The sequence below is a fragment of the Nostoc sp. NMS8 genome (genome assembly GCF_017115045.1).
Lineage (GTDB): Bacteria > Cyanobacteriota > Cyanobacteriia > Cyanobacteriales > Nostocaceae > Nostoc.
The window spans coordinates 36,430-48,001 of the sequence record NZ_JABXKK010000022.1 but is presented as its reverse complement, the minus strand read 5'-3'; the positions used below and the strand labels follow the sequence as shown (position 1 = coordinate 48,001).

Below are 11,572 nucleotides of genomic sequence, written 5' to 3'. Positions count from 1 at the left end.
CTAAAATTCTATCCCAAAAATAGTACCTAAAAACAGACACCTTGAAAGGGCTGGTCCTAACTATGTCATTGCGATCGCTCCGCTCGTAATGACAATTTTATTGGGTCTAAAAAGCTTGAAACTTTTGCAGATACAACTTGTGTGTACACCGTAGCCCCAACTCGCAGAGGGAAGTTTTGCTTAGTAAAATCTCTTAGTGGTCTGTTTTTACGGACAATTAGATGGACGCTATATAATTTGCCGAACTTAGGTTCTCTTTGCGTCCTAACCTTCCAGACGGCAGTTGATTCTACGTATAAACCCAAAAGACCCTATTTAATAAAACATACCAATCTAATTGAAATCAAGGATATAACAATAAAATAATTAATGATTTATTAAAAACACATATTTTTATATCATAACCTTACATATTTCCACGTTATTAACCAGATATTAAATTATCTCAGAGATGAAAAAACCAAATTACTACAATCTGAGTAGCTAAGTACAATACTGAGTTTTTAGAGATAAATAAGCAAAATAATTCACGAGATTTTTTCAAAACAAATCATCTTGAACACTACAGAATTTACATAAGTTTGGTTAGGCTTTTCACAGATAAAAAATCATTGCCTAATCGGAGATATTCTCATAAATATGAAAACTCTAAAAGTTCTTCTTGCCACTACAGCCATCAGCGTAAGCCTCCTGAGTCTATCTAATCAACAAGCAAGTGCCGGACAACTCGTCAATGGATGGAACTATAGTATTGATTCCTTCCAAGATGGTTCTGGAGGTTCGGTTTTTGATATCAAAGGCATGGCGGTCAAAGACTCAGGTGACAAAATCTATGTTGCTCTTACTGGCGGGATGCCTCTGAGTGGCACAACCGATTCCGATGACTACTGGAATCCAGGTCATTCAGTCCATATTGGTTGGAGCGATTTATTCTTCAATTTCTCAGGTAAAGACTTCCAAACAGCTAGTCAAAGTGGTCAGCTATTTGGTGTGAGGTTTGCTGACTATGATAGTAGCTTGACAACAGGAGTTTACCAAGGAGTCCAAGCAAAGAGTATCACTACCCAACATGGAGGTTACAGCAACTTGAAGTGGTATTACGACTGGGGCTGGGGTCAGAATAATACTCAAGGCACAGACCTAGCGACTACACAAGACGTTTACAACTATTACTACGGCTCTAATGTCGCTCAGAATCCTACTTGGGATAATACACCGATTCTCAACGCCATTGGGTCAGGTACGAAAGTTGGCAATATCTCCATGCTCAACGATCAGCAACTCAATGCTGCTGGACTAAATTTTAGTAACTTTTCTGCTACTGGGCAATACACACTTGGCTTTTCCTTTGATAAAGCTTTAATAGGCGAGGGTAATTATGTTAGTAATATCTTCTTGGAGTGCGGTAATGATGGAGTAGCTCTCAAAGGCGATCTCAAGTCAGTACCAGAATCAGCCGGGACAATTGGTTTACTCTTAACAGGTTTGAGTTTTATGGCCAGCCAACTTCCACAGCTTCGCAAGAAAAAACAAGAGGCTTAAATAAGTTTGTAGCTATTAGTAGGGTGGGCATTGCAATGCTCACCCTATTTTTTTATTCATATAAAAACTATAAAATAGCAGGTAAAAATATATTTAAATTTTTACTTATAAAATAGTCAAACTCTTAAATTAAATCTACCTTTCTACCAAACCTACTTGTCCGCCAATTAGCCCCAAAAATCCTGTGCCAAAGTGCTGAATCTCCAAAAAGCTTGCTTGCTCTGGTGAGGTTTTATAAATCTGAAACGTCTTCATAATTCCTAAAGTAGCAGCGCTTTCTAAAGGCCCAACAAAGCTAACATCCCGGTCGAGAAAATAGGCTTGACTAGCCCATTGAGCCATCTGATTTGCATTTAAAAAGTAGCAGCCTGCGTGAGGATTGAGGGCACGACGAAAGGTAATTCGTGCATTCATAATTGCGCCATTGAGTTCCTGTTGCTGTTGTACATTTTGAAAAGGAGCAGTTACTCGTAAAGCCAAATCTCCATCAACGTAAGCTTTGTGAACCAAAGCATGGGAGGACACTTCATAACGATTTGGCTGGAGCAAATTTAAATCACCCGTTTGTTGGGTAAACCAATCTAATTTTATAAAAAACCAAGGATCATGAATAATTAAATCATCTTCAAGAAAACAGTAGTAATCATATTGACCAAGACAACTTTGCAGAACAGCTTGACATTCAAATGCTAAAAGCATAGGTTCTGCATTGCTAGAATGATGCCTATATAAATGGGATGGTAAGGCAAGCTGATTCAGAAGATGATTATCTTTAGTTGTACAAATAACAATATCGATTTCGTGAGATTGTGGCTGATTGGCAGGCAAAGCTAGCCGTTGAGCGATATTGATGATACTTTGAGATTTACCAAATAATTGGTGTAAGGTAGTAAGGCTCGTAGTTAATGCCTGCAAACGAGGTTGTGGGTCTTTGCGTTGGGAAGCATGACGACCCTCACCGCTAGGTTTGAAAAAATGGGCAATGGTGAAAATAATTCGCATTTTAAATATCGCTTTTGTATTTATTAGTCATTAGTCATTAGTTATTTCCCAATAACGAATAAATAATTAATATGCTTCTTACAAAAGTCGTTATTTTCAGGCTTTTCTTTGCGCCTTTGTTTGAAACAAAAATATTTATACAAGAGGCTAATGACTAATGACGAATTTACTTAATTTCTGCCAAATCCTTTAGAAATTGGGCGCTTTTTCAAACTATCAGAATTCTTGCCAGCGAACATCCATTGCAAATGTTGTGGTAACAGTTTTGCTAAATCATAACGCTTCAGAATTGTTTCTCGCGCATTTACACGAATTGCACTCATCTCTTGGGGATTATTCAGCGCCTCTTCAACGCGATTAGCAATATTATCGGGAGAAAAGAAATCTACTAACAGTCCATTCACATTATCCTGTACAACTTCTAATACTGGCGAAGTCTTAGAAGCTACAAGTAAACATCCTGCTGCCATTACCTCTAACATTGACCAAGATAATACAAAAGGACGGGTTAAATAAACATGAACAGAAGAAGCTTGTAAAACCTGAAGATATTCATTGTAAGGAAGCCTATCTGTAAAGTGCAGCCTCGATAAATCCAAAGATAATTTTTCTAGCATTAATTGTTTATAAGTCTTTCCATCAGGGAGATTTTTACCATAAGCAACCCGATCTTCTCCCACAATTACTACATGGCACTTAGGTCGTCGCTGCTGAAGTAGCGCCACTGTTTCCATAAACTGCGGAAAACCTCTATAAGGTTCCATCCCCCGTCCTACATAAGTTACCAACTCTTCGACATCGGAAAGATCCAGATTTATTCTTGGTAAAACTAACTTTGCTCCTGGTTTAGGAACAAAATATTGGGTATCAACACCATCATGAATTACAGTGAGTTTCCGATGATATTCTTTAGGAAACTGCTGCCGCTGCCAATTCGTCGGAGAAAGACCGCGATCGCAGCTATATAAATCAGTCAAAATCGGCGCATTTTTCACACGGATGCGGCATTCATCATCAGCATTCAGTGGTTCATGCGGATCAAAATCTGCATCGGAACCGTGAGCATGATAAAACCACTCAAAATAACACAATAATTCTGCTTTGGGGAAAACATCTTTCATAAATAAAGTTGGCCCCCAACCAGAATGACCATAAACTATATCTGGAATAAAACCCTCAGCTTTTAATTTTTCTGCCACACGATAAACAGCCTGAGCAGTCAGAACAGCATTTTCCAGATTACGAACGTAGTGATGGGTTTGGGGAGCCGCTTCACGAGAAGGAGTATAAATAGCTTTATAAACGCCAGCTATTTCACCTTCACGACGATTTGTCCCAAAGACGACTTGGTAATTAGGATCTTTACCTAAAACTATCGCTAGGTTGCGAAATTGTGAGGGAAAGTTGGGATGTAAAAATAAAATTTTCATGGGAATAATCTTGATTAACTTATTGCCGAATAAAATAAATTAAGACAAGCTGCCTAAGATTATAAGATTATTCATTACAATTTTTAGCAAGTAAATTTAGGTAAATGGTTGCCCGAAAATGCGAAAATAATCGCAAATTCGTGTTATGACCATGAAATTTATTGGCATTGATTTAGGCTGGCGATCGCAACCAAGTGGATTATGCTGTTTAGAATGGATAGATGGACAACTGCAACTACTTGATTTAGACCGCAAAGATGCCATTGCAGACATCCTCACCTGGATCGATTGCACTGTCAAATTAGATGAACCAGCTATCATCGCCGTAGATGCGCCTACCCTCATACCTAACGCTAGTGGGAGTCGTCTCCCCGACAAACTCAGCCACAAGTACTTTGGTAAATATCATGCAGGATGCTACCCAGCTAATCAAAACCTACCCTTTGCCGATCGCACTATCAACTTTGGCTTAGAATTAGAATCACGCGGCTATCTACACGCACCCACCATCGAACCGCAAAAACTTGGCAGATATCAAATAGAAGTATTCCCCCACCCAGCAATCGTTAACCTATTCAACTTAGAACGCATCCTCAAATACAAAAAAGGACGCCTCAGCGATCGCCGCCTAGAACTAATCAAACTCCAAAATTATCTTCTCGATATCCTCCCCTTATTCTCCCCTCCTCTGCGTCTCTGCGGTAGTCTACAGCAATTCCCTGATGCCTCTACGTTCCTTCTTAAAATCCCCACCACAGGCGCAGCCCTCAAAGCAACTGAAGATAAACTAGATAGTCTAGTTTGTGCTTACATTGCTGCATATTGGTGGTATTGGGGAGAAGAACGTAACTTAGTATTAGGCGATCGCACCACTGGCTATATTGTCATTCCTCAAAGAATTTGAGATAAGGCTTCGCGTATGCTGCTTCAGAGGAATTTAGATTACTGTACCTGCCTGAAGCTACGCAATCAAATTTCTGATTTAATCTGGTTCTTGTCTAGATAGTATTCATCAAGAGCGCATCTTAGCATCATTTTAATTACAGCTTGACGGCTAATATTGAGTTCAGTTGCCATGTTGTCCAGTTCGTTTAGCATTGGACTAGGAATTTCAAGGTTTGTTGTCACTATATCCTGTCCTCTTCGTGAAGTCATTTGATGAGGCGTTCCGACTCTTGTTGTCGTGGAGTCAAAATAACGATCGATGACTTCCTCTCCTAACTCAATTTTCTCCTCAAGTTCTTCAATAGAAATATTGTTCATAGATTTCTCTCTCCCGTCTTGTACTTGTCCAATAAGTAATTAACCAAATATATTCCCCTTCATCATCAGAACGAACTTCGTAAATGACCGATAAAAGGCTGTTTCCTAGATATCCAATAGCAATAAATTGTTCTGGATCATCTCGTTTTATTTGTTCTACATAGTCGCCTGCTAAAATAGTAGCAACCTCTTCCAAGGAGTATCCCCTATTTTGCTTAAGAAGCTGACTTTTGTGATTATCCCAGTCAAATCGCATTTCTCTTATAATTCCTCATCATTCTAGCAATAATTATTTTTGGGGTCTGACTGTATCGCACAAAAAAAGGCGTTGCTCAACTTAAATCAGCAACGCCTCGTTTTGAGTATTCAAAAACTACTCAGCATTCTTATTCTGCCCAAGCAATCAACCTTGGTTCATAAGGATTAGCCAGATTTTTATTTTTCGGCAATACGCGCAAAGACAAGCCTTGCAAACCAGAAGCGGTATAAGTGATATTACCTGTGTAAATACTCAATTGCTGTGCATCCTCACCTTGGTAATCCATCACCACCGATACAGCGTTGACAATCTCACCATTGGCATCGATCGCACCTTGATATAACTCCACCTGCACATCATTATTGTTCAAAGTTGCTAAGTCAACCTTGGCTTTAACAGCAACGGTTTGGTTAACCTCAATGTCCGAAACTGCCGATATGTCAACATCTTTGATTCTGATGTTGAACCAGTGTTCGCCCAGTTTTTCTTTCCAAGCAGCTAGTTCTTTGGCTGGGGCATAGTTATCAACAGTCAGGGTATGATAGCGATCGCTAGCTGGGAAATAAGCTCGCTGTGCATATTCTCCTACCATGCGCGCGGTATTAAAGAATGGACAATTCAACCGAATTGCATCCTTCATTTTGGCAACCCAGGGACGGGGTAAGCCATCAGTATCGCGGTGGTCATAAAATAGCGGAACAACTTCCTTTTCTAACAACTCGTAGAGAGCGTTAGCTTCTACTTCATCTTGGTAGTTGGGATCGTCATAATTCTCTCCATGTCCAATCGCCCAACCCGTGCGGACGTAATCAGCTTCATCCCACCAGCCATCTAGTACACTTAAATTCGGCAATCCATTCATGGCGGCTTTCATGCCACTAGTACCAGAGGCTTCGCGTGGACGACGCGGTGTATTTAACCAGATATCGCAACCCGCAACCATCAACCGAGAGATGTAAATGTCGTAATTGGGAACAAACACTACCTGTTTTTCTAAATGCTGTTCGCGGATAAAGTGATTGATATCGCGGATCAGTTCTTTACCTGGTATATCTTTGGGATGCGCTTTACCTGCTATGACAAATTGCACTTTCCGGTCTTTGTTAGCCAGCAGAAGCCGCTTAATCCGATCCAAATCACGCATCCAGAGAGTGGCGCGCTTGTAGGTGGCAAAGCGACGGGCAAAGCCAATGGTGAAAGCGTAAGGATCTAAAACTTCTTGGGCTTGGACAATTTCGGAAGCCGAAGCGCCGCGATCGGTCAAATGCTTAACCAAATGCTCTCGCACATACAAAACCATATCTAAGCGGCAACGTTCGTGATTGCGCCACAATTCCTCGTCGGGTATGGCTTCCATCCGCTCCCACAATGGGCTATCTGGCGGTGCTGATGACCAATTTGGCCCCAGGTAGCGATCGTATAACTCTTGAGTCGATTTCGCAACACAACTCCGAGCATGGACACCGTTGGTAATTGCGGCGATCGGTACTTCTTCTACTGGCACTTTCTGCCATAAACCCTGGAACATTTGCCGCGACACTACACCGTGCAGTTGTGCTACACCGTTAGAAAATGTTGCCATTTTCAGCGCCAGCACCGCCATACTGAAAGGCCCAGATAAATCGCCTGTATTCTCGCGCCCCAGTCCTAAAAATTGCTCTTTGGGCAACCCAAATATCTCTGCATAGTACCCCAAGTAGTGGAGCATTTTGTCGGGAGCGAACAAGTCAATCCCTGCTGGTACTGGCGTGTGGGTAGTAAAGATATTACTGGAAGCCACCACCTGTTTAGCTTGGGGATAATTCAGTCCCTCTTCCTGAATCAGCAAGCGGATGCGCTCTAGGGCAGAGAAGGCGGCGTGGCCTTCATTCATGTGGTAGGCGGTGACTTTCAGCCCCAAAGCCTTGAGCATTTGCACACCACCGATCCCCAGCATGATTTCCTGGTGGATACGCATATCGATGTCGCCACCGTACAGCTGATCTGTGATGTCGTGGTCGTAAACATTGTTGGGTTCAACGTTGGTGTCCATTAGATACAGGGGAACCGTTCCTACCTGTACGCGCCAAACTCTGGCATACACCTTGCGTCCAGGATAATCTACCGCAATCCGCAGTTCTGAACCATCGGCATTGCGCTCTAGATGCAAGGGCATATTGTAGAAATCATTGCTCAGGTAGCGTTCTTGCTGCCAACCATCGGCATTGAGATACTGAGCAAAATAGCCTTGCTGATATAGTAAACCTACACCGACAAGTGGTAATCCCAGGTCACTGGCAGATTTGAGGTGATCCCCCGCCAAAACGCCCAAGCCCCCAGAATAGACCGGCAAACAATCTACCAGTCCAAATTCTGCCGAAAAATAGGCGTAGCATTCCTTTGGTTTCTGCTCGCGTTGTTTCTGATACCAGGTGCGCTCTTGCAAATAATCTTCTAACTGACGGTCAGCGCGATCCATTTGCGCTAGAAAGCCTTCATCTTCGACAACTTCCAGAAGCCGCGATTGAGCGATCGTACCCAACATTAACACTGGATTATGATGGCTAGACTCCCACAAGTCAGAGTCTAAGCGACGAAATAAATCTTTAGTATCAACGTTCCAATCCCAGTGCAAGTTATATGCTAGCCGCCGTAGTGGTTCGAGTCGTGGCGGTAGTGAAGGGGATACGTTAAATGTGCGAATTGGCTGCATAGGTTGGCAAAACTCCAAGTTTAGCTATGGTTATTGTTTACTCTCTTTACCAATGTTGCCAATTCTTCATACTGTATTTTGTGAAAAAGCGATGACTTTGTTAAACATTGAGAATTATTTTTAACCTCGTTGCTAAAGTTTACACCAAGGTGTTTCTAATTCTATGCCTTACTTTCAGCCATGTACTTGGTATATTAAGATTTAATCATTTACTGGCATGTATCACTTAAAAAAATCTAGTTCTGAATAAATAATTTATATTTATTTTAGTATTGCTTTCGGGGATCAATTTAGGCTCTTGGCTGAAGGTAAAAATTTCCCATAGCTGTGTCCAGGAAAGTTAAATTTTTAATTATTTCTTAATAAAATTGTGCTGACAAAGAACTGCGAGCTAAAGGCTATAAATAAGAATCGGATGAAAACCTTACCAAGCAGCTAACCAGGAAAAGCGAGCGCTAACTACTTGGTATTAAGTTTTGATACTAAATCAGGAAAATAACTTAGTGACGTGTTACTTTACGCACCTAATGAAGGCTGATCTTTAGTATTTTTTGTCATTGTTAAAGCTAGAGCTGCTGCATAGGCGAGTTCCGCTGCCATTTGATAAGCAAGTTTGATACTCGATGAAGCGTCTTTGGCTTTAGGAGAGAGAGAAGCTTTTTTTCGGCGCGACTCAAGTTTTACATCACCTGCTGCGATCGCTCGCTGTAAAATGATCCAGGCATCTAGGTCTTCTGAATCATAATTACCTTGAAGCTGCGATCGCACTTGATCTTCGGCTACAACACTCAAATAGCCGATAGTTAGAGCTTCTTGTACAATTTCTTTAATTAAAGCCATAATTTGAACCACGTGTGTGAGTTAAAACCGATACCTCAACTTGGGAACTTTGATGTTTTTTTGGGGATTTATCCTCGAAACTAAGCTACGTTTTAGCTTTCTTTCAATAGAATTTATAATAAGTAATGTCAAGTACGCATCACCCGCTTGGCTCACCCGAATGGGTGATTTACAAATTTTTAGATATAAGTATATGGAGAAAAAGAATATTGTGAACGTCACAAGTATAGTAGATATCATTCTGAGTTTAACATCCAATCATAAAATTACTTGGACAAGCAAATGTAGAAATATAGACATAAATTCTAAGTAACCCTTGACAGCATTTTTCAACTCTCTCTTCTCAATGGATTTTATCTAAGTGTATAAAAATATTTCAGAGTAGCAATCATTCAAGTAACAAAAATAACTAATTTTCCGAATTTTCATCAACAAGCAACTTGAAAATCAACTTATTTTTTGAGAGTGTTCCACTCAAAATAAAATGTGTTATCGTTAAAAACAATTGTTATTAAAAATCATTCATGTAATTACCAACATGAACTGGTTAGTCTGTAAATCATCCGTGTGCAACATGATTGGAGCAGCATACTCTAGAAATTCGTTGCAAGAAAGCCGTCATAGCAGTCGGGGAAGCGCTTACTTGTTTGCACCGATGGTTAACTTCAATGTGATGGCTGATGTGGGAGATAATCCACCCTAATTGGATTTTATTTGGGCAAAATACCCATAAAATCCAACAATAATTACATTGTTATGCTAGGCAGAAATTTTATCTAAACTTTGAATATAGTCTAGTTAAATGTATTTTTTGTTGCCAAATAGCTTTTGAAACTGAGTTGTTTCAAAAGACTAAAACCGCTTGAGAGGAAATAGCCTCAAGATAGACAACACTATCCCTATTTACTTCAGTAGTGCTGTTAGCGGTAGCAAGCTTTTCAAATTTGACCGAGAACCAAAACAGTAGCCTATTTAAACCAGAAAATTTTCCCATCAGACAATTTAAGAGTCTGAGTTTTGACTTGGCAATGCCCTGAAATTGCTTTGTTAATTGATTTTGTGACAAAGGAGCTAAAGTTTTACGTACATCATAGTACAAAAACTTCTAGCGACTTAACGCAATTGTGCATATTACTTGAGTAATTCTACACACCTAACCTCAATAATTGCTCACATAGTAAAAGCTAGACTCTGGTTTTTCAAATGTTGGAAACCCACCTAAAAATCTTGGGAAATTTTTGTGATACTGCTACCTTAGCTCATGTATTAATACAGACAGAGCCTATTGGTATTGGCAGAAAATTAGGATACAGCCAAAACAACTTTAAACACTCTCAACAACAATTGATTAAAGAGATATGTAGCCATGCAGAACGAGCAAAATTTTTCAAAATTGCAGCGCGCGCAAGAACTTTTAGTAACAACTGTGTTAGGAGATATTCCAACACTTATTCTGGGGCCAAAGTTGCGTAATTTGGGGTATCGCAGTATTTTTGGACAGATAGGCAACTCAGTGTATATTCAAAATGGTGTTGAATTTAACGGTACTTCTTGTATTGAGATCGGCAGTGGAGTCTATATTTTCAAGGGTGTGCGGATGGATGCTAGAGGGCACAAAAATAATAGAATTCACCTAGGAAATAGAGTCGCTATTGAGCGTAACGTTGATATCGGCTCTTTGGAAGATACGTGTATACAAATTGATGAAGATACCTTCATTGCTCCTAATGTGTCTATTGAGGGGCCAGGAAACATTAAAATTGGTAAACACTGCTTGATTGCTGCCCATTCAGGGATATATGCCAATAATCATAATTTTGCCGATCCGATAGAGCCGATTAAATACCAAGGTGTTACTCGCAAGGGAATCGTGATTGAGGATGATTGCTGGTTAGGACACGGAGTAACAGTATTAGATGGCGTTACTATCGGCAAAGGCAGTGTTATTGGTGCGGGAGCAGTTGTTAATAGAGATATTCCTCCTTTCTCTGTTGCTGTAGGCATACCTGCACGAGTAATTAAAAACCGAATTGGCAAAGATATAGCAAAAGTTCAAGCTCAGAAATAGGGGATTGGGGATGGTGGGGCCCCCTCTGGGGATAAGGGGCAATGGGGATTATTTCCTGCAACCTCTAACCTTTTTTTGGGAAACCTTTGCCATCAGTCAACGTCAGAAGAGTCAATAGTCCTCTGAGTTATTTCTTAGGGTCATCTAAAAGTCAGACAACTGATATCATATCTTGCACTATTCTCAATAAGCGTAGGATAGGATAGACACTGCTAGTCCCCAGTCCCCAGTCGTCCCTGAAGTCCTCTAAAAAAGGGACGAGATTTGGGTAATATAAAGTAGCTATCTTTTCTGCATGGCAGATCCTAAAAGAAAAGCTTTCTTTGTTTTACCCATTGGAGATATTTCTATGCTGACTTTAAAAATCGCTGTTTATATTGTTGTTGCCTTCTTCGTAACTATCTTCATCTTCGGATTTTTGTCGAACGATCCCGCTCGTAACCCCGGCCGTCGGGACTTAGAGTAAAAGGGCGATA

11 protein-coding genes are annotated in these 11,572 nt (G+C 40.5%); 5 read left to right on the top strand and 6 right to left on the bottom strand.

Annotation, left to right across the window (positions count from 1 at the left end; all coding sequences use genetic code 11):
• Positions 1 to 639: 639 nt before the first annotated feature.
• Positions 640 to 1,542, top strand: coding sequence for an XDD3 family exosortase-dependent surface protein (locus tag HWQ39_RS02490; RefSeq protein ID WP_292841074.1), 903 nt, complete (start codon positions 640 to 642; stop codon positions 1,540 to 1,542).
• A 135-nt stretch (positions 1,543 to 1,677) separates the two neighbouring features.
• On the opposite strand, the gene HWQ39_RS02485 is transcribed toward HWQ39_RS02490, so the two are convergent.
• Positions 1,678 to 2,544 carry a calcium-binding protein gene (locus HWQ39_RS02485; protein ID WP_292841071.1) on the bottom strand — a complete coding sequence of 289 codons (867 nt, stop codon included), beginning with the start codon at positions 2,542 to 2,544 and terminating at the stop codon, positions 1,678 to 1,680.
• 170 nt (positions 2,545 to 2,714) lie between these two features.
• Positions 2,715 to 3,974, bottom strand: a complete 1,260-nt coding sequence (locus tag HWQ39_RS02480; RefSeq protein ID WP_292841068.1) for a glycosyltransferase family 4 protein — start codon at positions 3,972 to 3,974, stop codon at positions 2,715 to 2,717.
• Between the two features lie 151 nt (positions 3,975 to 4,125).
• On the opposite strand from HWQ39_RS02480, the gene HWQ39_RS02475 reads away from it, so the two are divergent.
• Positions 4,126 to 4,878 (top strand): DUF429 domain-containing protein, encoded by a 753-nt coding sequence (locus HWQ39_RS02475; protein WP_292841083.1) that lies wholly within the window; start codon positions 4,126 to 4,128, stop codon positions 4,876 to 4,878.
• A 65-nt stretch (positions 4,879 to 4,943) separates the two neighbouring features.
• On the opposite strand, the gene HWQ39_RS02470 is transcribed toward HWQ39_RS02475, so the two are convergent.
• From HWQ39_RS02470 to HWQ39_RS02455, 4 genes are all read right to left on the bottom strand, one after another.
• Positions 4,944 to 5,237, bottom strand: a complete 294-nt coding sequence (locus HWQ39_RS02470) for a hypothetical protein (RefSeq protein WP_292841065.1) — start codon at positions 5,235 to 5,237, stop codon at positions 4,944 to 4,946.
• Positions 5,218 to 5,493, bottom strand: coding sequence for a hypothetical protein (locus HWQ39_RS02465; RefSeq protein ID WP_292841062.1), 276 nt, complete (start codon positions 5,491 to 5,493; stop codon positions 5,218 to 5,220). The genes HWQ39_RS02470 and HWQ39_RS02465 overlap by 20 nt, the downstream gene beginning before the upstream one ends.
• A 130-nt stretch (positions 5,494 to 5,623) precedes the next feature.
• Entirely contained in the window at positions 5,624 to 8,188 is a 2,565-nt protein-coding gene (gene glgP / locus HWQ39_RS02460) for an alpha-glucan family phosphorylase (RefSeq protein ID WP_292841059.1), read from the bottom strand.
• A gap of 516 nt (positions 8,189 to 8,704) precedes the next feature.
• Positions 8,705 to 9,028 (bottom strand): hypothetical protein, encoded by a 324-nt coding sequence (locus HWQ39_RS02455; protein ID WP_292841056.1) that lies wholly within the window; start codon positions 9,026 to 9,028, stop codon positions 8,705 to 8,707.
• Positions 9,029 to 9,566: 538 nt separating this feature from the next.
• On the opposite strand from HWQ39_RS02455, the gene HWQ39_RS02450 reads away from it, so the two are divergent.
• The 3 genes from HWQ39_RS02450 (at position 9,567) to HWQ39_RS02440 (ending at position 11,562) form a co-directional block, all read left to right on the top strand.
• A complete protein-coding gene (locus tag HWQ39_RS02450; RefSeq protein WP_179063512.1) occupies positions 9,567 to 9,731 on the top strand; it encodes a hypothetical protein in 165 nt (54 codons plus the stop codon).
• Between the two features lie 663 nt (positions 9,732 to 10,394).
• The gene (locus HWQ39_RS02445) at positions 10,395 to 11,096 is read left to right on the top strand and encodes an acyltransferase (RefSeq protein WP_292841053.1); all 702 of its coding nucleotides are present in this window, start codon (positions 10,395 to 10,397) and stop codon (positions 11,094 to 11,096) included.
• Between the two features lie 349 nt (positions 11,097 to 11,445).
• On the top strand, positions 11,446 to 11,562 hold the full coding sequence (locus HWQ39_RS02440; RefSeq protein WP_041566417.1) for a photosystem II reaction center protein I: 117 nt from the start codon (positions 11,446 to 11,448) through the stop codon (positions 11,560 to 11,562).
• Positions 11,563 to 11,572: the final 10 nt, after the last annotated feature.